We start from the raw sequence: 22,861 nt of genomic DNA, 5'->3' as shown, positions 1-22,861 counted from the left end.
GGGGCTCCGCTTCGCGGTCGCGGGTCTCGCGCGGCGGCCCCTCCACGCTGGTCAGGTAGCCGCAGAGCGGCCCCTCCTGCTGGTCGAGTAGCCGCGGAGCGGTCCACCCCGCTGGTCGAGCAGCCGCGGAGCGGTCCACCCCGCTGGTCGAGTAGCCGCGGAGCGGCCCACCCATGCTGGTCGAGCAGCCGCGGAGCGGCGTATCGAGACCCACGTGTTCAGTGCGGGCGGATCTCGATACGCGCCCTGCGGGCGCTACTCGATCAGCATCAGCATCAGCGGGGGGTCGGGTCGAAGGAGTGCAGGGCGAGCTCGGCCGACAGGAGGGTGCTCGCGGCGGCGCCGCGGACGCTGGTGCCCTGGGAGTCGAGGGGCGGGCTGACGACGGCGGCACCGAGGCGGCCGGGGGCGGAGAGGACGATCGCGCCGGAGACGCTCGACTTGGCGGGGACGCCGACGGCGCGCATCCAGCGGCCGGAGCCGTCGTAGACGCCGCAGGTGGCCATCACGGAGACGACGTCGCGGGCGACGCGGGCCGGCACGACGCGCTCGCCGGTCGCGGGATTCACGCCGCCGAGCGCGAGGGTCGCGCCCATCACCGCGAGGGCCTCCGCGTCGACGAGCACGGCGCAGGCGCGGGCGTAGGCGGCGACCGCGTCGTCGGCGCCGAGCTGCAGCGTCCCCTCCGCGCGCATGAGGTGCGCGAGGGCGTGGTTGCGGTCGCCGAGCAGGTGCTCGTTCGAGGCGACGCTCTCGTCGACCTCCAGCGAGCGGCCGGCGAAGGCGGAGAGACCGCGGAGGATGCGCTCGCCGCGGCCCTCCGCGTCGCCGCCGTCGACGAGTGCAGCGGTCAGCAGGGCGCCCGCGTTGACCATCGGGTTCGGCGGGCGGCCGGTGCCGCTCTCGAGCTTGAGGGCGTCGAACGCCTCGCCGGTCGGCTCGATGCCGACGCGGTCGAGCGCGTCGCCGTCGGTGTCGAGCAGCGCGAGCGCGAAGAGGAACGGCTTGACCGCCGACTGGATGCTGAACGGCACGTCCGCCTGCGCGCTCGAGCGCACGGTGCCGTCCGGCAGCGCGAGCGCGATCCCGCACAGCTCCGGGTCGGCCGCCGCGAGCTCCGGGATGCTGTCGTCCACCTCCCCGCCGCGTTCCTCCAGCACGCGCCCCCGCAGCTCGTCGAGGTCGAAGTCCTGGGGAGAAGCCATCCCTCCACCCTGCCACCCCCGCCTGACCCCTCCGCGAGATGCCACTTGTGCACGCGACACGCCGTGAGAAGCGTGCACAAGTGGCATCTCGCGGAGGGGGAGGGGAGGGACGGGTCAGCCGAGGATGCGGCGGACGGCCTCGCGGACGACGGCGTCGTCGGCGGGCTCCTCGTCGAGGGCGCGGTGGATGGTCAGGCCCTCCATCAGGGCGTCGAGCATGCGGGCGGTCATCGGGTCGACGTGGCGCTCGAGGGCGGCGCGGGAGCGGGCCATCCAGGTGTGCGTGATGCTGCGGTACTCCGGACGTCGGGCGGCGAGGGTGTAGAGCTCGTGGGTGATCACGAGCTCGCGGCGGCTGCCGAAGATGTCGTGCAGGACGACGTCGACGACGGCCTCGCGCGCCTCGTCGGGGGTGCGGGCGTCGGTCATCCGCCGCAGGGTCTGCTCGGCGACGGAGTCGGCGAAGCGGGTGAACGCCTCGTGCAGCAGCTCGTCCATCCCGGCGAAGTGGTAGCTCATCGAGCCGAGCGGCACGTCGGCGGCGGCGGCCACGCGGCGGTGCGAGGTGCCGGCGACCCCCTCCTCCGCGATGACGTCGAGGCAGGCGTCGATGATGCGGTCGCGCCGGTGCGGGTCGGTGCGGCGTGGTGCGCGCGGGACGGGCGCGCTCTCAGCGGTCTCGGTCACTCGGTGACGCTCCGGATCACGCGTGCCGGAGTGCCGACGGCGACGACGCCGGCCGGGATGTCGCGGGTGACGACGGCACCCGCTCCGATCACGCTGTCGTCGCCGATGCTCACCCCGGGACAGACGATCACGCCGCCGCCGAGCCAGACGTTGTCGCCGATCGTGATCGGCCGCGCGGCCTCGAGCTTGTCGCGGCGCGGACCGGGCTCCACCGGGTGCGTCGGCGTGAGCAGCTGGACGTTCGGGCCGATCTGGCAGTCGGCGCCGATGGTGATCGCCGCGACGTCGAGCGCGGTCAGGTGGTAGTTGACGAAGGTGCGCGGGCCGATCGTGATGTTCTCGCCGTAGTCGACGAACAGCGGCGGCTTCACGAACGCGCCCTCGCCGAGGGAGCCGAGCAGCTCCTCGAGCAGCGGGCGGGCGGCCGCCTCGTCGGCGAGAGCGGCGCGGTGGTAGGCGTCGGCGAGTCGCGCGGCGCGCTGCGCGAGGCGCGTGCTCTCCGGGTCGTCGGCGATGTAGAGGTCGCCGGCGAGCATCCGCTCGCGGTTGCTGCGCTCGTCGCCGGCGAAGTGGTCGGCGGCGAAATGCTCGTCGGCGACATGCTCGGCGGCGACGTGGTCGGTGCTGTCCATGTGCACGATCGTACACACTGCGTGTACGGTCGTACGCATGTCCACCGCCCTCGCGCCGCCGTCCACCGAGTCGCGCCGCGCCCGCACCGCCGTCGCCGCGCTCTTCCTCACCAACGGCGCGCTCTTCGCCAACCTCGTCCCGCGCTTCCCCGAGATCAAGGCCGACCTGGCGCTCGACAACGCGGCCTACGGGGTCGCGATCGCCGCGTTCCCGGCCGGCGCGGTCGTCGCCGGGCTCGCCGCGGCCGTCGTGATCCGGCGGCTCGGCAGCGGCCGCGCCGCGGTGCTCGGCACGATCCTCACCGCGATCGGGACGGTGCTGGCCGGCTTCTCGCCGTCGCTGCTGGTCTTCGCCGGGGCTCTCGCCTTCGCCGGCGCGACCGATGCGATCACCGACGTCGCGCAGAACAGCCACGGTCTGCGGGTACAGCGCCGCTACGGGCGCTCGATCATCAACTCCTTCCACGCGATCTGGTCGATCGGCGCGGTCCTCGGCGGCTCGATGGCGGCCGGGGCGATCGCGCTCGGCCTGCCCCGCGCCGTGCACCTGAGCATCTCGGGGGTGCTCTTCGCGGTGGTCGCGCTGACCGCGCTGCGCTTCCTCCTGCGGGGTCGCGACGACGAGACCGCGGCCGAGCCGGGGGCCGCGCGGGTCGTGCGGGCTCGCGTCCGCCCGCGGGTGGTGCTGCTGCTCGCGGCCATGGTCGCGGTGGCGATCGCGGGCACCCTCGTCGAGGACGCGGCGTCGACCTGGGCCGCCGTCTACCTGGGCGGCTCGCTCGGGGCGACCGCGGCGGTGGCGGCGTACGGCTTCGTCGCGCTGGTCGGCGCGCAGTTCGTCGGGCGCATCCTCGGCGACCGGCTGGTCGACCGCTTCGGCCAGCGCACCGTGCTGCGGATCGGCGGGGCGATCGCGGCGCTCGGGATGGGGGCGGCGCTGGCGTTCCCGTCCGTTCCGGGCACGATCGCCGGATTCGCGGCCGCCGGCTTCGGGCTCGCGACGACGGTCCCCGCGGCGATGCACGAGGCCGACGAGATCCGGGGGCTGCGCGCGGGCACCGGAGTCACGATCGTCTCGTGGCTGATGCGGCTCGGCTTCCTGCTCTCGCCGCCGATCGTCGGGCTGGTCGCCGACGGCGCGGGGCTGCGGGTGGGGCTCCTGGTGGTGCCGATCGCGGGGGTCGTGGCGGTGCTGCTCGCCGGGGTCCTCGGTCGGAGCCGCACGGCGGGGGCCGCGTCGTGACCGGGCTCGAGGCAGTGCCCGGCCCGGAGGGTGCGACCGGCCTGGAGGCGGTGCTCTGGGACATGGACGGCACGATCGTCGACTCGGAGCCCGCGTGGGTGCGGGCGCAGGAGGTGCTCGCCGGGCGCTTCGGCCGCGAGTGGACGCGTGCCGACGCGCTCGCGCTGATCGGCAGCACGATGGAGCAGACGGTGCGGGCGCTGCAGGCCGCCGGGGTCGAGCTGCCGGACGCCGAGGTGGAGGCGGCGCTCGAGCGCGACGTGCTCGCGGAGATGCACCGCGGGCTGGTGTGGCGGCCGGGGGCGCGCGAGCTGCTGCGCGACTTGCACCGGGCGGGGGTGCGGCAGGCGATCGTGACCACGTCGTCACGCGTGATGGCGCAGGTCGTCGTCGATGCGCTGGCGGCGGAGGTGCCGCTCGCCGCGCTCGTCACCGGCGACGACGTGTCGCGCGGCAAGCCGGATCCGGAGCCGTACCTGCTGGCGGCCGCGACGCTCGGCGTCGACATCGCGCACTGTGTCGCGATCGAGGACTCGCCGACGGGACTCGCGGCGGCCGTGGCGTCCGGGGCGTGCGCGGTCGGGGTGCCGCACGATGCGGAGCTCGCGCCGGGCGCGGACCGCACGCTCTGGCCGACGCTCGCCGGGCGCGGTGTCGCGGACCTCGAGGCGCTGCTGCGCTGAGGGCGTCGGCGGTGGGGGATCTCGATACGCCCGCGGTGCGGGCTACTCGATCAGCAGGGAGGGCCTGCGCCACGCCCGCGGAGTGCAGGGAGCGCAGCTCTCCCCATCATGCTGGTCGAGTAGCTGCGGAGCGGCGTATCGAGACCCGCCGTGCTCAGCAGTCCCGGTCTGCAGGCCTCCGTGCTGACGTGGGTGGATCTCGATACGCCCGCTGCGCGGGCTACTCGATCAGCATGGAGCGCCCGCGCCCTTGGAGAACAGGGAGCGCCCGCGCCCGTGGAGAACAGGGAGCGCAGCTCGCCTTCCATGCTGGTCGAGTAGCGGGTCGAAGGCCCGCGTATCGAGACCCACCCGGTCCGGGCGCTACGCCGTCAGGGCGACGGCCGTCCAGGAGACCGGGGGCAGCGTCAGCGTCAGCACGCCGTCCGCCAGGTCGGCGTCGACGGGCTTGAGGCCGACGCGGTTCTGGTCGTCCTTGGTGTTCTTCGCGTAGACGTCCTCGTCGAAGAGGGCGACCGCCTCGGCGACGGTGGAGACGCCGAGGCCGTTCACGTCGACCGTGACCTCTAGGGCGTCGGTCGTCGAGCGGTTCACCAGGAACACGGCCGCGCGGCCGTCGTCGAGCGTCGCGACGGAATCGACCAGCGGCGCGTCGCCGTGCCGCGCGGTGGAGTAGGACCCGACCTCGATCCGCGGCTTCAGGACCGAGCCCGACGCGAGGCGCGCGGTGGTGGAGAACGGGAAGAACGTGGTCTGCCGCCAGGCGGCTCCGCCCGGCTCGGTCATGATCGGCGCGATGACGTTGACGAGCTGCGCGAGCGACGCCGAGGTGACCCGGTCGGAGTTCTTCAGCAGCGTGATCATCAGGTTGCCGAGCACGACGGCGTCGGCGACGGAGTAGACGTCCTCGAGCAGGCGCGGCGCGTAGGCCCACTCGCGGGTGCTCTGGTCGCCCTCGGCGTCCGCCTTCTCCTTCTCGGTCCACTCCTGGAGGTACCAGACGTTCCACTCGTCGAAGGAGAGCTTGATGTCCTTGGTCTTGCGGAGCTTGTGCTTGACGTGGTCGACGGTGGCCGCGACGGTCGCGATGAAGTACTCCATCTCGACGGAGGACGCGAGGAAGGAGCCGAGGTCGCCGTCGTACTCCTGGTAGTAGGCGTGGCAGGAGACGTACTCGACGTCGTCGTAGGCGTGCTCGAGGACGACGCGCTCCCATTCGCCGAAGGTCGGCATCGAGGATCCGGACGAGCCGCAGATCACGAGCTCGAGGGACGGGTCGGCGATCTTCAGGGCCTTGGCGGTGCGGGAGGCGAGCTTGCCGTAGTCGTCGGCGTTCATGTGGCCGACCTGCCAGGGGCCGTCCATCTCGTTGCCCAGGCACCACATGCGGATGTCGTGCGGCTCCGGCGACCCGTTCGCGATCCGCTGGTCGGCGAGGAACGTGCCGGCCTTGCCGTTGGCGTACTCGAGGACGTCGAGGGCCTCGAGGACGCCGCGGGTGCCGAGGTTCACGGCGTACATGATCTCGCTGCCGGTCAGCTTCGCCCACTTCGCGAAATCATCCAGGCCCACCTCGTTGGTCTCGAGGGAGTGCCAGGCCAGGTCGCGGCGGCGCGGGCGGTCCTCGCGCGGTCCGACGCCGTCCTCCCAGCGGTAGCCGGAGACGAAGTTCCCGCCGGGGTAGCGGACGGTGGTCGAACCGAGCTCCTTGACCAGCTCGACGACGTCCAGGCGGAAGCCGTCCTCGTTCGCGGTCGGGTGCCCGGGCTCGTAGATCCCGTCGTACACGCAGCGGCCCAGGTGCTCGACGAACGAGCCGAACAGCCGCGGATTCACGGGAGCGACCACCGCGGCCGGATCGAGGAAGACGCGCGCGGCGGCGGCGGCGGCGGGGGAGGAGGTGGCGGAGGAGTCGGTCATTCGGGGCCCTTCCGAGGCGTCGGCGGGCTCCGGCCGGGCCGGACGGGGTGATCGTCGGCGATCGCCGCCCGCTGTTTCTAACGTTGTACCGTCGATGGTGCTGGCGCGAGCCGCGGGTGTCAAGGCCGCTGCTCTCCGCCGCCGCCCAGTCGTCCTGTGCTCCACTGGGCGGGTGCCCGCCTCCGACGACGCCTGCTCCGCCCTCGCCGACCGCGTCGACGCCCTCGCCGCCACCTCGCCCCGCCCCCGCGTCCTGATCGCCGCGGTCGCGCGCGAGGTCGCCGGGATCCGTCCCTGGCCGCTCGGGCTGATCGACCTCGCCTCCGGCGGCAGCAACCGGATCCGCGGCCGCGGCTTCGCCCAGCCCTACGACGACGACACCCGCGGCCAGGCCCGGCACTTCGCCGGGGTGGCCGGCGCGACGCTGCGCCTCGGCGGCCCGATCGCGCACCTCCTGATGCGCACGGCCGGCGGCGATCACCGCGGCACCGCGGACGACCGCCTCACCGGGCGCGCGGTCGAGTGGAGCCGGCTGCTGCGGCGCGGCGAGCTGCCGGTCGCCGAGGCCGGCGACTGGATCCGCCGGGAGATCTGCGCCTGCTGACGCGGCGCGGGCGACCTCGCGCCTCGTGAGCGCCCCCGTTCCTCCCTGCATGCCCCGTCCCTCCTCCCATCGCCGCGCACCCGGGGCCGTCGGCGCCCCGTGCCAGGCTGGTGACGACGAGAGGGGACGCGATGGACGCGCGCGAGCACGAGGTCCGCCGGCGGATGGACGCCCACGAGCTGTACGTCGACGCCGGCGAGGGCCTCGAGGCGCTCGAGGAGGAGCGGATCCGCGGCAAGGAGCTCGCCCACGCCTACAACGCGACCGGCCCCCGCGAGGTCGACGAGCGCCGGCGCCTGCTGCACGAGCTGTTCGAGGCGGTCGGCGAGGGCGCCTGGGTCGAGCCGCCGCTGCACGTCGCCTACGGCAACCGGGTCCGCCTGGGCGCGGACGTCTACGTGAACTTCGGGCTGACGCTGGTCGACGACGTCGAGGTCGTCATCGGCGACCGGGTGATGATCGCGCCGAACGTCACGATCAGCACCACCGGGCACCCCGTGCATCCGGAGCTGCGCCGCGACGGCACGCAGTTCTCGGCGCCCGTCGTGATCGAGGACGACGTCTGGATCGGCGCGGGCGCGATCCTGCTGCCCGGCGTGGTGATCGGCGCGGGCTCCGTGGTGGCGGCGGGCGCGGTCGTCACGGCGAGCGTGCCGCCGATGGTGGTCGCGGGCGGCGTGCCGGCGCGGGTGCTGCGGCCGATCGGCGACGAGGACCGCTCCTGGGAGTGGCGGGCGCCGCGCACGCTCGGCTGATCCCGGGACGCGGGCCGGCCGGCGAGGGCGTCGGACCCGGCCGGTAGGCTCCGCGGGTGACACGCACCCGACTGGTCCTGCTCGACGTCGACGGCACGCTCCTGGACGAGGGGGTCGTCGCGCCGTCGGTGCGCGAGGCGATCACCGGCGCCCGGAGCAACGGCCACCTCGTCCTCGTCGCGACCGGCCGCTCGCGTCCCGAGATCCCGCAGCAGGTCCTCGACCTCGGCTTCGACGGGGTCGTCTCGGCGGCCGGCGGCTTCGTCGAGCTCGACGGCGTCCTGCTCGAGTCGCGGACGATGGCGCCCGAGGACGTCGAGGCGATCGCCGGCTTCTTCGAGGCGCACCGGATCGCTTACTCGCTGCAGTCCTACGACGACGTCTTCACGAGCGGCGGGGTGGGCGGCGGCTACGGCACCGTCCCGACGGAGGGCATCGCCAAGGCGACCTTCTTCGGCGAGGACGGCACCGCCTTCGCCCTCGTCCGCGACGGCCTCGGCGACCGCTTCCACGTGATCACCGGCACGATCCCGTCCCTCGGCGACGCCGGCGGCGAGGTCAGCGTCCGCGGCGTCGACAAGGGCAGTGCGCTGGTGCGCCTGGCCGAGCGCCTCGGCCACCCGCTGGCGGACACGATGGCGATCGGCGACAGCTCGAACGACGTCGAGATGCTGGCCGCGGCGGGCCTGGGCATCGCGATGGGGAACGCCTCCGCCGGGGCCCTCGCCGCCGCCGACGAGGTCACCGCCTCCGTGCGTGAGGACGGCGTCCTGGCGGCGTTCCGACGGCACGGCCTGCTCTGACGCCGTCCGCGCCGCCGCCGCGGATCAGGTGTACCAGCTCGGCTCCGGCACCTCGTTGAGCAGCGTGTAGACGCCGACCTCGCGGCGCTTGTAGGGCAGCGGGTCGTGCAGCGAGTGGGTCCGCAGGTTGCGCCAGTAGAGGTCGAGGCCGACCGAGCTCGAGGAGGCCCGGGTGCCGGTCAGCTCGAAGACGCGGGTGGCGGCGGCCAGGCCGTCCTCGACGATGCGCGCCTTCGCGGCCGCGATCCGCACGGCGATCTCGCCGCGGCGGCGCGGGGTCAGCTCCTCGCGCGGCGCGTGCAGCGCGGCCGAGAGGGCGGCGCCAGTCGCGTCGATCAGCGCCTCGTCGGCCCAGAGGCGCGACTGCAGGTCGCCGTAGCCCTCGAGGATGTACCACTCCTCGCTCGCGCGGGCCTTGTCGTCGCCGCCGTACGGCCACGCCCGCGTCGACTCGCGGGTGTACTGCGCCGCCCGCTCGAGTGCGCCCTGCGCGATGCCGAGGTAGAACTCGGCGAACACCTGCTGGATCGTCGGCACGTTGAGGGTGTTGTAGACCAGCGGCTGGAACACCCGGTCGACGAAGCCCGCCGCCGCGGCCCACGGCACCCGCACGCCGCGGATCTCGACCGAGCCCGACTCGGTGAGGCGCTGCCCGAGGCTGTTCCAGTCGCGGCCGAAGACGATGCCGTCCTGCGCGGTCGGCACGATCGCGAAGACGTGGGTGTCCGTCCCCTCGAGGACGCCCTCGAGCACGGTCAGGTCGCTGACGACTCCGCCGGTCGAGAACGACTTCCGGCCGGTGAAGACCAGCTCGTCGCCCTCCTCGCGGACCGTGAGATCGGAGTCGCGCGGGTTCACCGCGCCGCCGTAGAGCAGGTTCCCCTCGGTCGCCTGCTGCTCGACGGCTGCGATCTGCTCGGGCGTGCCGACCAGCCGGGCCGCCCAGGCCCAGAGGTAGTGGTAGCCGAGCAGCTGGCCGATCGAGCCGTCGGCGCGAGCGATCGTGCGGATCACGCGGAGGGCGACGCTCCACTCCTGGCCGCCGCCGCCGTGCTCGAGCGGGCCGAGCAGGGTGACCAGGCCCGCGCTCTTCAGCAGGGCGACCTCGGCGACAGGCGCGGCGCCGGCGCGGTCGCGCTCGAGCGCGTCGACGGCGAGGACCGCGGCGGTCTCCTCGGCGCGGGCGAGCCACTCACCAGGAGTGGCGGGGCGCGAGGAGCGGGCCCAGCGATCGGTCGGGGGCGGGCTGTCGAGCGGGAGTCGGCTGTCGAGCTTCGGGGTCGAGACGGTGCTGCTCACGGTGGTTCCTTCCGGTGCGGGCGATCGCCGCGGAGGCGGCGATCGCGGGGTGCTGCGGCGACTGTGGCAGCCGCGGCGGGTGCCCTCCCGGATTGCGACGACCCGTGACCGCGTGTGACTCCGCGCGACGCGACCCGGGCGACTCCTCGCGACGCAGGTACTCCGCAGTGACTTTGACAATCGTTATCAATAGTCGCTACCGTGTCAGCATCCCGACCGCCCCGCTCCAGACCCAGATCGGCTCACCCGTGAAGACCCGCTCCCTCGCCCTCGTCGCGCTGCTCGGCAGCACCGCGCTCGCCCTCTCGGCCTGCTCCGGCACGGCCTCCTCGACCGGCGCCTCCGCCGACAGGGGGAGGGTCGCCGTCGTCGCGTCGACCGACGTCTACGGCGACCTGGTCCGCAGCATCGGCGGCGATCTGGTCGACGTCACGAGCATCATCGACAGCCCGGACAAGGACCCGCACGAGTACGAGGCGACGGCCCGCGACCAGCTCGCCCTCTCGAACGCGGCGCTCGTGATCGAGAACGGCGGCGGCTACGACTCCTTCGTCGACACCATGATCGACGCCTCCGGCTCGACCGCCCCCGTGATCACCGCCACCGTCGTCGCCGGGCTCGAGGAGGAGCACGACCACGAGGACGAGGGCGCCGACGCCGATCACGACGAGGCCGGCCACGAGCACGCCGAGTACAACGAGCACGTCTGGTACGACCTGTCCGCCGTCCGGGAGACGGTCGCGTCGATCGCCGACGAGCTGTCCACGATCGACGCGGACAACGCCGCGACCTACGCCGCGAACGCCGAGACCCTCGGCGGCTCCCTCGACGCCCTGATCGACCGCGAGGCGGAGCTGAAGGGCACGCTCGGCGGCCGCTCGATCGCCATCACCGAGCCCGTCCCGCTCTACCTGACCGATGCGCTCGGGCTCGTCAACGCGACTCCGGAGGCGTTCAGCGAGGCGGTCGAGGAGGGCACCGACGTCCCCGCGACCACTCTGCAGGAGACGCTCGCCCTCTTCTCCGACGGCACCGTCGACGCGCTCGTCTTCAACGAGCAGACCGAGAGCTCGCAGACCCAGGCCGTGCTCGACGCGGCGGAGTCGGCCGGCGTCCCGACCGTCGGCGTCACCGAGACGCTGCCCGAGGGCGACGATTACGTCGGCTGGATGACCGCCAACCTCGACGCCCTCGAGGGAGCCCTCTCGTCGTGACACCACCCTCCTCGACCCCGTCCGGTCCGTCGTCAGCGCCCGCCTCCTCGGAGGCGGGCCTTTCGGCGTCCGTGCTGCAGCTGCGCGGCGCCGGTCTGCGCTTCGGCGACCGCGAGCTCTGGGGCGGCGTCGACCTCGACGTGCGGGCCGGCGAGTTCGTCGCGGTGCTCGGCGCCAACGGCTCCGGCAAGACCAGCCTCCTCCGCGCGGTCCTCGGCCAGCAGCCGCTCAGCAGCGGCGAGCTGCGCGTCCTCGGCGAGCCGGTGCACCGCGGCAACCGCCGCATCGGCTACATCCCGCAGCAGAAGCTCGCCGACGAGGGGACCCCGCTGCGCGCCCGCGACCTGATCGGCCTCGGCATCGACGGCCACCGCTTCGGCCTGCCGCTGCCCTCGCGCTCGCGTCGCGCGCAGGTCGACGCCCTGCTCGCCGCCGTCGGCGCCACCGACTACGCCGATGCGCCGATCGGCAGCCTCTCCGGCGGCGAGCAGCAGCGCGTCCGGGTCGGCCAGGCCCTCGCCGGCGACCCGGCCCTGCTGCTCTGCGACGAGCCGCTGATCGCCCTCGACCTCGCGCACCAGCGCGCGGTCAGCGAGCTGATCGATCGGCACCGGCGCGAGCGGAACCTCGGCGTCCTCTTCGTCACCCACGACGTGAATCCCGTGCTCGGGATGGTCGACCGGGTGCTCTACCTGGCCGGCGGCCGCTTCCGGATCGGCACCCCCGACGAGGTGCTGCGCTCCGAGGTGCTCAGCGAGCTCTACGACGCGCCGGTCGACGTGATCCGCGCGCGCGGCCGCGTCATCGTGGTCGGCGCCCCCGACCACTCGCACGTGCACGAGCACGAGGAGGAGCGCGCATGACCGACGACGTCTGGTCGCAGATCTTCGACTTCTCCGACTACGGCGCGCTGCTCGCGCTGCTGCTGAACTCCGTGATCGCGGGCGCCGTCCTCGGCGTCGTCGGCGGGCTGATCGGCGTCTTCGTGATGTCGCGGGACATGGCCTTCGCCGTGCACGGGATCAGCGAGCTGTCCTTCGCAGGCGCCTCGGCCGGGCTGCTGCTCGGCGTCGGCGTGGTGCAGGGCTCGATCGTCGGCTCGCTGGTCGCGGCGCTGCTGATCGGGCTGCTCGGCTCGCGAGCGCGCGACCGCAACTCGATCATCGCCGTGCTGATGCCGTTCGGCCTCGGCCTCGGGATCCTCTGCCTCGCGCTGTACCCGGGGCGGAGCGCGAACAAGTTCGGCCTGCTCACCGGGCAGATCGTCGCGGTCGACGACCCGCAGCTGGGCTGGCTGATCGCCATCTCGATCGTCGTCGTGATCGGGCTCGCGCCGATCTGGCGCCCGCTGACCTTCGCGAGCGTCGACGCCGACGTGGCGGCCGCGCGCGGCATCCCGACCCGGGCGCTCTCGATCGTGTTCATGCTGCTGCTCGGCCTCGCCGTGGCGGTGTCGGTGCAGATCGTCGGCTCGCTGCTGGTGCTCGCGATCCTGGTCACCCCCGCGGCCGCGGCGCTGCGGATCTCCGCGTCGCCGGTGCTCGTGCCGCTGCTCAGCGTGCTCTTCGCCGTCGGCGCGCTGGTCGGCGGCATCCTGCTCGCGCTCGGCGGCTCCGTCCCGATCAGCCCCTACGTGACCACGATCTCGTTCACGATCTACGTCGTCTGCCGGATCATCGGCCGCAAGGGCGTGCGGCGGCCCTCGCGCCGGCGCTCGCCGGCCGCGGTCGGGGCGGGGGTATAGCGTGGCGCGGGTCGTGAAACGGGAAGGCGGACCGGTGGTCAAGCGGAACACGTGGCAGCGCGAGGCCGTGCGCGAGGCGCTCACTCAGCGCGAGGACTTCGTCAGCGCCCAGGGGCTGCACAGCGCGCTGCACGCCTCCGGCTCGCCGATCGGCCTGGCGACGGTCTACCGCGCCCTGTCCGACCTCGCGGTCGAGGGTGAGGCCGACTCGCTGCAGTCGCCGGACGGCGAGAGCCTCTACCGCGCCTGCACCCCGGGCACCCACCACCACCACCTCATCTGCCGGCGCTGCGGGCTGACCGTCGAGATCGCCGCGGACGCGGTAGAGACCTGGGCGCACAGCGTCGCGGCGCAGAACGGCTTCACCGACGCGCACCACGTCGTGGACGTCTTCGGGCTGTGCGCGGAATGCACGCGGGCGGTCGCGGCGGCGGAGTGACGGCGCGGCGTCGCGGTTCGCGGGCTCGGGCTCCCGGTCTCCGGTCGCCAGGGCTCGGGCCGGCGCGGCTCAGGCCGGCAGGAAGATCCCGGCCGCCCGGTCCTTGACGACGGCGCCGGCCGGCAGCACCCGTCCGCTCATCGCGAGGTAGACGCCCGGCGGCAGCAGCTGCACCGCCGCGACGGCCGCGCCGAGGTTGAAGGCGGCGTCGCTGTCGCGCATCCGAGCGGGCTGCATCGCGCCGGTCAGCACGACGACCCGGTCGCGGACGGCGCCGAGCGCCTCGGCCGTCAGGGTCATCGTGTCGGTGCCGTGGGTGAGGACGATCCGGTCCTCCTCCGCCGAGAGCACGCGCTCGCGGATCAGCGCGCGATCGGCGTCGTCGAGGTCGAGGCTGTCCTTCCGCAGGACCTCCTCGACACGGAACTCGAGCGTCGACAGCACGGGCTCGAGCAGGCGCGGGATCGTCGGCGCCCCGATCTCGAGCTCGCCCGCGAGCGAGTACTCCTTGTCGATGGTTCCGCCGGTGGTGAGGACGAGGATGCGGTCTGACACCCGATCAGACTAGGCCGGGCCTCCGACACGGCACATCCGTGCGGTTCGGGCGCTGCCGGGCACTCCGGCCCGCTCGATCGGGAACGATGGGGGGATGGCCTCCTCCACCCCGTCCCTGATCCGCACCGGCGCCAAGGTCCTCCTCGGCTCCGCCCTCGTCTTCGCCGGCGTCAGTCACCTGACCCGGGCGCGCGAGGAGTTCCAGGCGCAGGTGCCGGAGTGGGTGCCGCTGGACAAGGACACGGTCGTGCTCGCGTCCGGCGTCGTGGAGATCGGCCTCGGGGCCTCGCTGGTGCTCGCGCGCCGCCGGTCGCCGCTGGTCGGCGCGGCGGCGGCCGCCTTCTTCACCGCGATCTTCCCGGGCAACGTCTCGCAGTACCTCACGAAGACCAGCGCGTTCGGCCTCGACACCGACCGCAAGCGCGCCGTCCGGCTGGTCTTCCAGCCGTTGCTGGTGGCCTGGGCGCTCTGGTCCACGCGCCGGCCGCAGCGCTGATCGGCGCTGATCCTGCAGAACATCGGCTGACAGCACGTCTCATCGCCGATGGCCGATGACGCGGCCTCTCAGCTGATGTTCTGCTCGCCGTCCGGCTCCAGCAGCGGCGCCAGCAGCTCCTCGATCGCTCGCCGGGCCCCCGCGGCGTCGCCCGCGGCGATCGACTCGACCAGCAGCGCGTGCTCGGACGCGTGCCGGTCCTCCTCGCCGATGACGTCGTCCTGCAGCACCGTCTCGAAGAGGCCCGTCAGCCCGTCGTAGAGCTCGAGGAACAGCGCGTTGTGCGTGGCGGCGACGACCGCGCGGTGCAGCGCGGTATCGGTCGCGGTCCGCTCGGCGAGGTCGTGTCCCTCCCAGGAGCGGGTGCGGGCGGCGAGCAGCGCCCGCAGCGTCTCGACGTCCTCCGCGGTCCGCCGCTCGGCCGCGAGGGCCGCGGTCGCCCCGTCGATCGCGAAGCGCAGCTCCAGGCCGTCGCGCCGCTCGGCGCTCGGCAGCCGTCTCCGGAGCGACGTGGTGAGCTGCGAGCGCGCGATCACGAAGGTGCCGCGCCCCTGCTCCCGCCGCACCAGCCCCGACTGCACGAGCGTCTGCACCGCCTCGCGCACGGAGTTCCGCCCGGCGCCGCTCCAGCGCACCAGTTCCGGCTCCGTCGGGATCCGCGCGCCGACGGCCCACCGGCCGGAGCGGATCTCCTCGTGGCAGAGCGCCGTGACGTGGTCGATGACGCTCTCGCGGCGGAACGGCTCCGGTGCGCGGAGGTCGACCGATCGGGGCTCCGGCGCGCTAGGCTCGGCAGGATTCATCCCATCATCCTACCCAGGGCAGGCCGCCATGACGTCCACCGTTGTCACCCCGCAGAGGACCGCGCTCCTCGCTCTCGCCGCGATCGTGATGACGGCGCTCAACCTCCGGACGGCCGTCACCGGCTTCAGCCCGCTGCTCGAGACGATCGGCGCCGACCTCGACTTCGGCCCCTCGCTCTACGGCGTGTTCGGCACCGTCGTCACCGCCTCCTTCGCCGTCTTCGGCGTGGTCGCCGCCGCGGCCGCGCGCCGCTTCGGCCTCGAGCGCACCCTCGCCGTCGCCACGCTGGTGACCACCGCGGGCCTGGTGCTCCGTGCGCTCAGCCCGAGCCCGCTCGCGCTGGTGCTCTCCTCCGTCGTCGCCTTCGCCGGAGTGGGCACCTCGAACGTCCTGATCGTGCCGATCGTGAAGCGCTACTTCGCCGACCGGCTGAAGGCGATCAGCTCCCTCTACCTCGCGCTGCTCCAGACCGGCCAGTTCGTCGCCCCGCTGGTCGCTGTCCCGCTCGCCTCTGTCCTCGACTGGCGCTTCGCGGTCGGCGTCTGGGCGGCGCTGACCGCCGTCGCCTGCCTGCTCTGGGCGGCGCTCGCCCGGCGCGGGGAGGCCGGCGCTGCCGCGGCCGCCGCGCCCACCCGCCTCGCCGGAGCCTGGCGCACCCGCCTGCTCTGGGCGATGGTGCTGATGCTCGGGATGACCGCGCTGAACACCTACGCGATCATCACCTGGCTGCCGACGATCCTCGTCGACGCGGGCGCGGACCCGGCCCAGGGCGGGGCGCTGCTCGCCCTCTTCTCGATCTTCGGCCTCGGAGCGGCCTTCGTCGTCCCGCCGCTGACCCTCGGGATGCGGAACCCCTCGATCGTGGTCGTCGTCTGCGTCGCGCTGCTCGCCGTCGGCTACGTGGGCCTGATGGTCGCGCCGCTGGCCGGCGCCGTGGCCTGGGTGGTCTGCCTCGGCCTGGGTGTCAGCACCTTCCCGATGACGCTCACCCTCGTCAACGCCAGGACCCGCAGCACGGCCGGCTCCTCGGTGCTCTCCGGGGCGACGCAGGGCCTCGGCTACGCGCTCGCCTGCGCCGGGCCGCTGCTGATCGGCCTGCTCTACGACGCGCAGGGGAGCTGGACCGGCTCGTACGTCCTGCTGCTGGCGAGCCTCGTGGTGCTGCTGCTCAGCGGACTCGCTGCGAGCCGGCCGCGCTTCCTCGAGGACGAGGCTGCGGCGCGCTGACCTCCGCCGGCTCCACCTCCGCCGGCTCGACCTCCACCAGCTCCAGCGCCGCGATCACCCGGCTCAGCCCGAAGCGCCAGGCGCTCTCGACGTCCCCGCCGAGGGTGAACGCCCCGTTGATCTCCATCCCGATGAAGCCGGTGCTCCAGGCCGTGAGGGTGCGCGCGGCCTCGAGCGCGTGCTCCTGGCCCGCGAGCCCGGCGGCGACGCGGAGGACGGAGGCGCTCGCCGCGTCCCGGAACTCCTGCCGGGCCACCGGGGTCCCGGGCGCCGGCGCCATCACCAGGAGGAAGGCGGCGGGCCGCTCGCGGCCGAACGCGCGGAAGGCGCCGGCGAGCTCGGCGGCGTCCTCGATCGGCTCGACGCGCGCGGCCAGCTCGCCCAGCGTCGCCTCGGCGACCAGGCGCAGCAGGGGGTCGCGGCCCTCGACCCGCTTGTAGAGGGAGGGGGCGCGCACGCCGACGCGCTGCGCGACGGCCTGCATCGTCACGCCGGCGAGCCCCTCCTCCTCCAGGATCTCGGCGGCGGCGCGGACGATCGCGTCGAGGGAGGTGCGCTCGGGAGTGGGCATGCCTTAACTATAGCTATTGACAGTAGCCATGATGGCTAGTTACCGTAGCCATCATGGAACTCGCCCCCCACGTCCGCCGCATCGGCTCGGACATCGTCGCCGCCTACCTCGTCCACACGCCTGAGGGCGTGACCCTCATCGACGCCGGCCTGCCCCGGCTCTGGCCCGAGCTGATCGCCGAGCTGAAGGCGATCGGCCGCACCGTCGACGACATCAGGGGAGTCGTGCTCACCCACGGCGACTCCGACCACATCGGCTTCGCCGAGCGGCTCCGGCGCGAGCACGGCGTGCCCGTCTTCGTGCACGAGGCCGACGCCGAGCGCGCGAAGGGCGGGAAGAAGCCCGCGAACGGGAAGCAGTCGATGAAGCTCGGTGCTCTCGTCGGCTTCCTCGGCTACTTCCTGCGCAAGGGCGGCGCGCGCGTGCCCCCGCTGACCGAGGTCGTGACGGTGCGGGACGGCGAGACGCTCGACCTCCCGGGTGCTCCGCGGATCATCGGGCTGCCCGGCCACTCCGCCGGCAGCATCGCGGTGCACGTGCCGATCGCGGACGCCGTGTTCGTCGGCGACGGCCTCACGACGCGCCACGTGCTGACCGGCGCGACCGGCCCGGCCCCCGCGCCCTTCACCGACGAGCCGGAGCAGGCGCTCGCCTCGCTGCAGCGCCTGCTGCCGACCGGCGCCACCTGGGTGCTGCCCGGCCACGGCGCGCCGTGGGGCGGGGGAGTGGCGGCCGCCGTCGCGGCCGCGACCCGCGCCTAGGCGGAGCGCGCGGGGGAGTCCTGCGCCTCCTGCGGCTCCTGCGCCTCGCGGTCGAAGCGGCTCCGGCTGAAGACCTGGTCCGCGGTGGTGAGCGCGAGGCCGATGACGCCGGCGAGCTCGCCGAGGTCGGAGGTGTGGATGGTGAGGGAGCGCGTCGCCAGCGGGTGCGTGCGCAGGTAGACGCGCTCGCGCAGGCCCGACATCAGCACCTCGCCGCAGTCGCCGAGCTGGCCGGACACGACGATGGTGCGCGGGTTGAGGATGTTGACGAGGTCGGCGACCGCCTCGCCGAGGACCCGTCCGGCCCGGTGCACCGCCTGGGTCGCCCGCATGTCGCCGCGGAGGACGCGCGCGGTCACGTCGGCGACGTGGGTGATCGACGGGTCGTGCACCGAGAGGTCGCGCACGAGCGCCCAGCCGCTCGCGTAGGCCTCCACGCAGCCGGAGTTGCCGCACCGGCAGGGCAGCGGGTCGTCGTCGACGGTGTCGGCGACCGCGCGGGTGTGGCCGATGTCCCCGGCCGCGCCGACGGCGCCGCGGATCGTCGCGCCGTTGAAGACGAGACCCGCCCCGATGCCGGTGCCGAGCTTGAGGCTGATCAGATTGTCGGAGCCGTGGTGCCGGGACTCGGCCAGCGCACGCGCGTTCGCGTCGTTCTCGATGACGACCTGGACCCCGCCGTAGGGCTGGGCGAAGAAGCCGGCGATGTCGAAGTTGTCCCAGCCGGTCATGATCGGCGGGTTGCGCACCCGCCCGGCGGCGAACTCCACCGGCCCGGGGACCCCGATGCCGATGCCGGCGACCGCGTCGCCGAGGCGGAGGCGCTCGAAGGCCTCGAGGACCTGTGCGAGGACCTTCTCGGGCCCCTCCCATACGTCGATGACCGCGCTCTCGTGCCGCAGCGGCGTCCCGCGCAGGTCGCACGCGGCGACGACGAAGCCGCTCGCGCCGATGTCGGCGGTGAGGAGGACGGTGCCGCGCAGATTCACCGCGAACATGCTCGAGGGCCGACCGCCCGTCGACTCCCCGCCCGAGGTCGGGACGATCAGGCCGAGCTCGACGAGGGTGGCGAGACGCTGGTTGACGGTCGACCGGGAGAGGCCGGTCTGCTCCATCACCGCGTTGCGCGAGATCTCGCCCTGCTCGCGGAACAGGGCGAGGACGTCCGCCACGTGCGATCCCGTCTCACCGGTCGGATATGCCGTCATCCCGCCCCCATCGTCAGGGTCAGCGTACATCGCCGTCGATGGAAAGCAGGAAGTCGGCCAACTTTCGTGTTGCGGTCAAGCGAAAGGGGCGCTAGTTTTCACACATCGGCACGCAGTGGTGCCCTGATCTTCAAGGATGACGATGTCTTCAAAGATGAACCGCTCGACGGCCGCCCGCCGACTCCTCCCCGTCCTCGCACCGGTCGGCGCCCTCGCTCTCCTGCTCACCGGCTGCGCCTCCTCCGGCACCGGGGACGCCGCCTCCGGCGGCGGCTCGGCCAAGGTCGCCGCAGTGATCAAGGGCCTCGACAACCCCTTCTTCCAGGCGATGGAGAACGGGATCGAGGCCACCGCGAAGGACGACGGCGTGGACGTCTCGGTCCAGGCCGCCGCCGACATCGGCGACACCACCGGTCAGGCGGACAAGCTGACCACCGTGGCCGGCCAGGACTTCGGCTGCATCATCGTCAACCCGATCAGCGGCACCAACCTCGTGCAGGCCCTCGCCTCGGCGACCGGCAAGACGATCGTCAACATCGACAGCCCGCTCGACCCGGACGCCGTGAAAGCGGCGAACCTCGACGTCACCACCTACATCGGCACCGACAACGAGGCCGCGGGCGGCAAGGCCGGCGACCTCCTCGTCGACCAGCTGCCGGCCGGCTCGAAGGTCGCCGTCATCGGCGGCATCTCCGGCGACGTCACCAGCGCCGCCCGCGTCGACGGCTTCACCGCCGCCATCGGCTCGGACCTCACCGTCGTGCAGGAGGCCGCCGCCGACTGGAAGCGCGAGATCGCGCTGACCAAGGCGACCGACATCCTCGCCGCGAACCCCGACGTCACGGCGTTCTTCGCCGCGAACGACGACATGGGCCTCGGCATCGTCAAGGCCGTGGAGAACGCGGGCCTCACCGGCACCGTGAAGGTCGTCAGCGTCGACGGGAACGAGGACGCCCTGCAGTCCGTGAAGGACGGCGGGCTGACCGCGACCGTGGCGCAGTACCCCTACGCGATCGGCCAGCTCGGCGTGCAGGCGTGCGAGGCGGTGCAGGGCGGCGAGAGCATCCCCGCCGAGATCGAGTCGCCCACCGCGCTCGTCACCTCCGACACCGCCGACCAGGCGCTCGCGGCCTTCCCCGCCCCGTTCGAGGAGTTCGACAACCCGCTGGCCGACCTCGTCCCCAGCGACTAGCCCGACGCCACCCAGCCCGACGCCACCCAGCCCGACGCCACCCGGCCCGACGCGCCCTCCGCGACCCAGGAAGCGACCATGACCACAGTCCCCGCCCGTTCCCCCAGCCCGATCAGCGCCGCGCCGCTGCTCGCGAACCTCCGCCAGCTCAGCTTCTGGGCCGAGAACGCCGCTCCCATCGGGCTCGTCGCCCTGGTGATCGTGTTCTCGATCGCGACGCCGACCTTCCTCAGCCTCGGCAACATCAAGGCGATGCTCGTCGCGGCGGCGATCCTGGTGATCCTGTCGATCGGCCAGTCGTTCGTCATCACGACAGGCGGCATCGACCTGTCGATCTCGGCGACGATGACGGTCGGCGCGGTCGGCTTCGGCCTCGCCTGGAGCGGGGGCTGGGGCTTCTGGCTCTCGGCGCTGGCGGCCCTGCTCTTCGCCGGCGTGATCGGCGTGATCAACGGCCTCCTCATCGCCCGTGGCAAGGTCACCGACTTCATCGCGACCCTCGGCACGCTGTCGGTGGCGACGGGACTCGCGCTCATCGCCTCCGACGGCAAGCCGATCACCGTCGGCAGCCCCGAGCTGCTGACGCTGACCACCGGCTCGATCGGGATCATCGGCTACCCGATCATCCTCGCCGCGGTCATCGGAGTCGTGGCCTGGGTGGTCATGTTCCGCACCCGCTTCGGCCTGCACGTGCAGGCGGTCGGCGGCAACGAGGAGAGCGCTGTCGCGAACGGCATCAAGGCCGGCCGGGTGCGCATCGCGGTGTACATCATCGCGGCGGTCCTCGCCGGCATCGGCTCGCTGCTCCTGGTCGCCCGCGTCGGCGCCGCGGAGCCCGCGATCAACACGCAGTACCTGCTCAACTCGATCGCGGCCGTCGTGCTCGGCGGCGTGAGCCTCACCGGAGGCAAGGCCAAGATCGTCGGCCCGATCATCGGTGCGTTCCTGCTCACCGCGCTGACGAACGGCCTGACCCTGCTCGGCGTCTCGCAGTTCTACCAGCCCCTCGCCGTCGGCCTGGTCGTCGTGCTCGCCGCCCTCATCACCCGCTACCAGAAGAAGTGAGCCCCGCCATGACCAGCGACCTCCTGCTCGAGGCGACCGACATCAAGAAGTCCTTCGGCGGCGTCCACGCACTCAAGGGCGCGTCGATCTCGATGCGCCGCGGCGAGATCACCGCCCTGATCGGCGACAACGGCGCCGGCAAGTCGACGCTCGTCCGCTGCCTCTCCGGCGTGCACCCCGCCGACTCCGGCACCATCGTGCTCGACGGCGACGTCGTCCACTTCACCTCGCCGCTCGGCGCTCGCGACGGCGGAATCGAGACGGTGCACCAGACCCTCGCGCTCGTGGAGGACCTGGCCGTCTGGCAGAACTTCTTCCTCGGCCGCGAGCTCACCAAGGGCGTGCCCGGCCTGCGGTTCCTCGATCGGGCGCAGATGAAGCGGACCGCGCAGGAGCTGCTCGGCGATCTGGCCGTCAACGTCCCGCCGGTGACCAGCAAGGTCCGCCGCCTCTCCGGCGGCCAGCGCCAGGCCGTCGCCATCGCCCGCGCCGCCGGGTGGGGCAGCAAGATCGTGATCATGGACGAGCCGACCGCGGCGCTCGGCGTGCAGGAGACGGCCCGGGTCGAGAAGATCATCCTCAAGCTCCGCGACGCCGGCGTCGCCGTGCTGCTCATCAGCCACAACTTCGACCAGGTCATGCGGCTCAGCGACCAGGTCTGGGTGATGCGCGCGGGTCTGGCGGTCGCCGGGCGCCGCACCGCCGAGACCAGCGGCGACGAGCTCGTCTCGCTGATCACCGGCGCGAAGGCCGCCTGATGCGGCCCTCGCTCGTGCACCGCGGGAGCCCTGCGCGCTCCTCGCCGCTGGGCGTGCACGCCGGCCTGCTGACCGGCGACTGGACCAGGGAGTCGGGCCGGCGCGCGATCGCCGCGGCCGCCGCGATCGGCTTCGACCTGATCGAGATCCCCGCGCCCGGCGACCCCGCCGCCGCCGCGTGGACCGAGGCTCTGCTCGACGAGCACGGGATCGACGCCGTCGTCTCGCTGGCGCTCGATGCCGACTCCGACATCACCGCCGCCGACGCGGCGGTCTCGGCCCGTGGCGAGGAGCGCCTCCTCGACGCCGTGCGCTTCGCGGAGGCGATCGGCGCCCGGTACGTCGGCGGCGTCACGTACTCGGCCATGCGCAAGTACGAGCACGCGGCCGACGCCGCGGCGCGGGAGCGCTCGCTCGCGGTGCTGCGGAGGGTCGCCGCGGCGGCCGCGCCGTCGGGCATCGCGCTCGGAGCGGAGTACGTGAACCGCTACGAGAGCAATCTGCTGAACACGGCGGCGCAGACGGTCGCCTTCCTCGACGAGCTCGGCGCTCCGAACGTGCTGCTGCACCTCGACACCTTCCACGCGCACGTCGAGGAGGTCGACCTGGCGAGCGCGGTCCGGGACGCGGGCGGTGCCCTCGGCTACCTGCACGCCTCCGAGAACCACCGCGGCGAGCTGGGCACCGGCAGCACCGACTGGACCGGACTCGTCGCCGCGCTCACCGCCTCCGGCTACCGCGGCCCGCTCACGCTCGAGAGCTTCTCGCCGCGGATCCAGCCGACCGCGTCCGCCGAGGCGATGGGCCTCTGGCGCGAGCTCTGGCACGACCCGGTCGCCCTCGCGACCTCGGGCCACGCGTTCCTCGCGGGCCTGCTCGACACCTCGCGGTCCGCCGCGGCCTGACGCCGCGACCCGACCCCCCGACCTCTCGATCCCGACCTCTCGATCCCGACCTCTCGATCTCGACCTCTCGACCTCGACCCTTCGACCGAAC

General features: G+C 73.4%; 25 protein-coding genes. 16 read left to right on the top strand and 9 right to left on the bottom strand.

Translation table 11 applies throughout. The features are described from left to right. Positions 1–275: 275 nt before the first annotated feature. The 3 genes from glsA to MT351_RS01700 all read right to left on the bottom strand — a co-directional run bounded on the left by glsA (position 276) and on the right by MT351_RS01700 (position 2,524). Positions 276–1,205, bottom strand: a complete 930-nt coding sequence (gene glsA / locus MT351_RS01710) for a glutaminase A (RefSeq protein ID WP_132435064.1) — start codon at positions 1,203–1,205, stop codon at positions 276–278. Positions 1,206–1,319: 114 nt separating this feature from the next. Continuing rightward, positions 1,320–1,892, bottom strand: a complete 573-nt coding sequence (locus MT351_RS01705) for a TetR/AcrR family transcriptional regulator (protein WP_132435062.1) — start codon at positions 1,890–1,892, stop codon at positions 1,320–1,322. After that, a complete protein-coding gene (locus MT351_RS01700; RefSeq protein WP_132435060.1) occupies positions 1,889–2,524 on the bottom strand; it encodes a sugar O-acetyltransferase in 636 nt (211 codons plus the stop codon). Before MT351_RS01700 ends, MT351_RS01705 begins: the two co-directional genes overlap by 4 nt. 37 nt (positions 2,525–2,561) lie before the next feature. Here MT351_RS01700 and MT351_RS01695 point away from each other — a divergent pair, with 37 nt between their 5' ends. Together MT351_RS01695 and MT351_RS01690 are read left to right on the top strand one after the other, a co-directional pair. After that, the gene (locus MT351_RS01695) at positions 2,562–3,767 is read left to right on the top strand and encodes an MFS transporter (protein ID WP_132435058.1); all 1,206 of its coding nucleotides are present in this window, start codon (positions 2,562–2,564) and stop codon (positions 3,765–3,767) included. Next, complete coding sequence (locus MT351_RS01690; RefSeq protein ID WP_243581092.1) at positions 3,764–4,450, top strand: HAD family phosphatase; 687 nt, start codon at positions 3,764–3,766, stop codon at positions 4,448–4,450. The genes MT351_RS01695 and MT351_RS01690 overlap by 4 nt, the downstream gene beginning before the upstream one ends. Positions 4,451–4,813: 363 nt before the next feature. Here the strand turns inward: MT351_RS01690 and MT351_RS01685 are convergent, their stop codons facing one another. Then, a complete protein-coding gene (locus MT351_RS01685; protein ID WP_132435056.1) occupies positions 4,814–6,370 on the bottom strand; it encodes an alpha-N-arabinofuranosidase in 1,557 nt (518 codons plus the stop codon). Between the two features lie 172 nt (positions 6,371–6,542). On the opposite strand from MT351_RS01685, the gene MT351_RS01680 reads away from it, so the two are divergent. The 3 genes from MT351_RS01680 (at position 6,543) to MT351_RS01670 (ending at position 8,532) form a co-directional block, all read left to right on the top strand. Then, on the top strand, positions 6,543–6,974 hold the full coding sequence (locus MT351_RS01680) for a hypothetical protein (protein ID WP_132435054.1): 432 nt from the start codon (positions 6,543–6,545) through the stop codon (positions 6,972–6,974). A gap of 131 nt (positions 6,975–7,105) precedes the next feature. Beyond that, positions 7,106–7,729: a DapH/DapD/GlmU-related protein gene (locus tag MT351_RS01675; protein WP_123734747.1), complete on the top strand. Its 624-nt coding sequence runs from the start codon at positions 7,106–7,108 to the stop codon at positions 7,727–7,729. A gap of 56 nt (positions 7,730–7,785) precedes the next feature. Next, positions 7,786–8,532, top strand: coding sequence for an HAD hydrolase family protein (locus MT351_RS01670; RefSeq protein ID WP_132435052.1), 747 nt, complete (start codon positions 7,786–7,788; stop codon positions 8,530–8,532). Between the two features lie 24 nt (positions 8,533–8,556). Here the strand turns inward: MT351_RS01670 and MT351_RS01665 are convergent, their stop codons facing one another. Further along, positions 8,557–9,831 carry an acyl-CoA dehydrogenase family protein gene (locus MT351_RS01665; protein WP_243581091.1) on the bottom strand — a complete coding sequence of 425 codons (1,275 nt, stop codon included), beginning with the start codon at positions 9,829–9,831 and terminating at the stop codon, positions 8,557–8,559. Positions 9,832–10,079: 248 nt separating this feature from the next. Here MT351_RS01665 and MT351_RS01660 point away from each other — a divergent pair, with 248 nt between their 5' ends. The 4 genes from MT351_RS01660 to MT351_RS01645 all read left to right on the top strand — a co-directional run bounded on the left by MT351_RS01660 (position 10,080) and on the right by MT351_RS01645 (position 13,228). Continuing rightward, positions 10,080–11,045: a metal ABC transporter solute-binding protein, Zn/Mn family gene (locus MT351_RS01660; RefSeq protein WP_207901600.1), complete on the top strand. Its 966-nt coding sequence runs from the start codon at positions 10,080–10,082 to the stop codon at positions 11,043–11,045. A gap of 71 nt (positions 11,046–11,116) precedes the next feature. Next, a complete protein-coding gene (locus tag MT351_RS01655; protein WP_243581136.1) occupies positions 11,117–11,908 on the top strand; it encodes a metal ABC transporter ATP-binding protein in 792 nt (263 codons plus the stop codon). After that, positions 11,905–12,789 carry a metal ABC transporter permease gene (locus MT351_RS01650; protein WP_243581090.1) on the top strand — a complete coding sequence of 295 codons (885 nt, stop codon included), beginning with the start codon at positions 11,905–11,907 and terminating at the stop codon, positions 12,787–12,789. Before MT351_RS01655 ends, MT351_RS01650 begins: the two co-directional genes overlap by 4 nt. 34 nt (positions 12,790–12,823) lie before the next feature. After that, the gene (locus MT351_RS01645) at positions 12,824–13,228 is read left to right on the top strand and encodes a Fur family transcriptional regulator (RefSeq protein ID WP_123734752.1); all 405 of its coding nucleotides are present in this window, start codon (positions 12,824–12,826) and stop codon (positions 13,226–13,228) included. A 69-nt stretch (positions 13,229–13,297) separates the two neighbouring features. Here the strand turns inward: MT351_RS01645 and MT351_RS01640 are convergent, their stop codons facing one another. After that, positions 13,298–13,783 (bottom strand): asparaginase domain-containing protein, encoded by a 486-nt coding sequence (locus tag MT351_RS01640; protein WP_123444686.1) that lies wholly within the window; start codon positions 13,781–13,783, stop codon positions 13,298–13,300. Positions 13,784–13,877: 94 nt separating this feature from the next. Here MT351_RS01640 and MT351_RS01635 point away from each other — a divergent pair, with 94 nt between their 5' ends. After that, positions 13,878–14,279: a hypothetical protein gene (locus MT351_RS01635; RefSeq protein ID WP_243581089.1), complete on the top strand. Its 402-nt coding sequence runs from the start codon at positions 13,878–13,880 to the stop codon at positions 14,277–14,279. A 68-nt stretch (positions 14,280–14,347) separates the two neighbouring features. On the opposite strand, the gene MT351_RS01630 is transcribed toward MT351_RS01635, so the two are convergent. Further along, positions 14,348–15,082, bottom strand: coding sequence for a FadR/GntR family transcriptional regulator (locus MT351_RS01630; protein WP_243581088.1), 735 nt, complete (start codon positions 15,080–15,082; stop codon positions 14,348–14,350). Between the two features lie 28 nt (positions 15,083–15,110). Here MT351_RS01630 and MT351_RS01625 point away from each other — a divergent pair, with 28 nt between their 5' ends. Then, positions 15,111–16,310: a CynX/NimT family MFS transporter gene (locus tag MT351_RS01625; protein WP_243581087.1), complete on the top strand. Its 1,200-nt coding sequence runs from the start codon at positions 15,111–15,113 to the stop codon at positions 16,308–16,310. Here MT351_RS01625 and MT351_RS01620 read toward each other — a convergent pair. Next, positions 16,252–16,881, bottom strand: a complete 630-nt coding sequence (locus MT351_RS01620) for a TetR/AcrR family transcriptional regulator (protein WP_243581086.1) — start codon at positions 16,879–16,881, stop codon at positions 16,252–16,254. The genes MT351_RS01625 and MT351_RS01620 overlap by 59 nt on opposite strands. A gap of 53 nt (positions 16,882–16,934) precedes the next feature. Between MT351_RS01620 and MT351_RS01615 the strand changes: the two genes are divergently transcribed. Continuing rightward, positions 16,935–17,642, top strand: a complete 708-nt coding sequence (locus MT351_RS01615) for an MBL fold metallo-hydrolase (RefSeq protein WP_243581085.1) — start codon at positions 16,935–16,937, stop codon at positions 17,640–17,642. Here MT351_RS01615 and MT351_RS01610 read toward each other — a convergent pair. Further along, positions 17,639–18,850 carry an ROK family transcriptional regulator gene (locus MT351_RS01610; RefSeq protein WP_243581084.1) on the bottom strand — a complete coding sequence of 404 codons (1,212 nt, stop codon included), beginning with the start codon at positions 18,848–18,850 and terminating at the stop codon, positions 17,639–17,641. The genes MT351_RS01615 and MT351_RS01610 overlap by 4 nt on opposite strands. Positions 18,851–18,992: 142 nt before the next feature. Between MT351_RS01610 and MT351_RS01605 the strand changes: the two genes are divergently transcribed. From MT351_RS01605 to MT351_RS01590, 4 genes are all read left to right on the top strand, one after another. After that, complete coding sequence (locus MT351_RS01605) at positions 18,993–20,042, top strand: substrate-binding domain-containing protein (RefSeq protein ID WP_207901599.1); 1,050 nt, start codon at positions 18,993–18,995, stop codon at positions 20,040–20,042. Positions 20,043–20,120: 78 nt separating this feature from the next. Next, on the top strand, positions 20,121–21,107 hold the full coding sequence (locus MT351_RS01600) for an ABC transporter permease (protein WP_123701444.1): 987 nt from the start codon (positions 20,121–20,123) through the stop codon (positions 21,105–21,107). A gap of 8 nt (positions 21,108–21,115) precedes the next feature. Then, positions 21,116–21,865: an ATP-binding cassette domain-containing protein gene (locus MT351_RS01595; protein ID WP_123701445.1), complete on the top strand. Its 750-nt coding sequence runs from the start codon at positions 21,116–21,118 to the stop codon at positions 21,863–21,865. After that, positions 21,865–22,770: a sugar phosphate isomerase/epimerase gene (locus tag MT351_RS01590; RefSeq protein WP_132435028.1), complete on the top strand. Its 906-nt coding sequence runs from the start codon at positions 21,865–21,867 to the stop codon at positions 22,768–22,770. The genes MT351_RS01595 and MT351_RS01590 overlap by 1 nt, the downstream gene beginning before the upstream one ends. The last annotated feature ends 91 nt before the right edge of the window (positions 22,771–22,861 follow it).

The organism is Rathayibacter sp. VKM Ac-2926, from assembly GCF_022815565.1.
In the GTDB taxonomy this organism is placed as follows: Bacteria; Actinomycetota; Actinomycetes; order Actinomycetales; family Microbacteriaceae; genus Rathayibacter; species Rathayibacter festucae.
Note: the sequence above shows the minus strand (reverse complement) of the source record. Positions and strands in the feature narration are given on the sequence as shown.

Coding starts and splice junctions, on each gene's coding strand:
- MT351_RS01615 (WP_243581085.1), top strand. CDS start 16,935: ATGGAACTCGCCCCCCACGTCCGCCGCATCGGCTCGGACATCGTCGCC.
- MT351_RS01600 (WP_123701444.1), top strand. CDS start 20,121: ATGACCACAGTCCCCGCCCGTTCCCCCAGCCCGATCAGCGCCGCGCCG.
- MT351_RS01625 (WP_243581087.1), top strand. CDS start 15,111: ATGACGTCCACCGTTGTCACCCCGCAGAGGACCGCGCTCCTCGCTCTC.
- glsA (WP_132435064.1), bottom strand. CDS start 1,205: ATGGCTTCTCCCCAGGACTTCGACCTCGACGAGCTGCGGGGGCGCGTG.
- MT351_RS01620 (WP_243581086.1), bottom strand. CDS start 16,881: ATGCCCACTCCCGAGCGCACCTCCCTCGACGCGATCGTCCGCGCCGCC.
- MT351_RS01695 (WP_132435058.1), top strand. CDS start 2,562: ATGTCCACCGCCCTCGCGCCGCCGTCCACCGAGTCGCGCCGCGCCCGC.
- MT351_RS01685 (WP_132435056.1), bottom strand. CDS start 6,370: ATGACCGACTCCTCCGCCACCTCCTCCCCCGCCGCCGCCGCCGCCGCG.
- MT351_RS01605 (WP_207901599.1), top strand. CDS start 18,993: ATGTCTTCAAAGATGAACCGCTCGACGGCCGCCCGCCGACTCCTCCCC.
- MT351_RS01590 (WP_132435028.1), top strand. CDS start 21,865: ATGCGGCCCTCGCTCGTGCACCGCGGGAGCCCTGCGCGCTCCTCGCCG.
- MT351_RS01650 (WP_243581090.1), top strand. CDS start 11,905: ATGACCGACGACGTCTGGTCGCAGATCTTCGACTTCTCCGACTACGGC.
- MT351_RS01630 (WP_243581088.1), bottom strand. CDS start 15,082: ATGAATCCTGCCGAGCCTAGCGCGCCGGAGCCCCGATCGGTCGACCTC.
- MT351_RS01610 (WP_243581084.1), bottom strand. CDS start 18,850: ATGACGGCATATCCGACCGGTGAGACGGGATCGCACGTGGCGGACGTC.
- MT351_RS01675 (WP_123734747.1), top strand. CDS start 7,106: ATGGACGCGCGCGAGCACGAGGTCCGCCGGCGGATGGACGCCCACGAG.
- MT351_RS01635 (WP_243581089.1), top strand. CDS start 13,878: ATGGCCTCCTCCACCCCGTCCCTGATCCGCACCGGCGCCAAGGTCCTC.
- MT351_RS01595 (WP_123701445.1), top strand. CDS start 21,116: ATGACCAGCGACCTCCTGCTCGAGGCGACCGACATCAAGAAGTCCTTC.
- MT351_RS01700 (WP_132435060.1), bottom strand. CDS start 2,524: ATGGACAGCACCGACCACGTCGCCGCCGAGCATGTCGCCGACGAGCAT.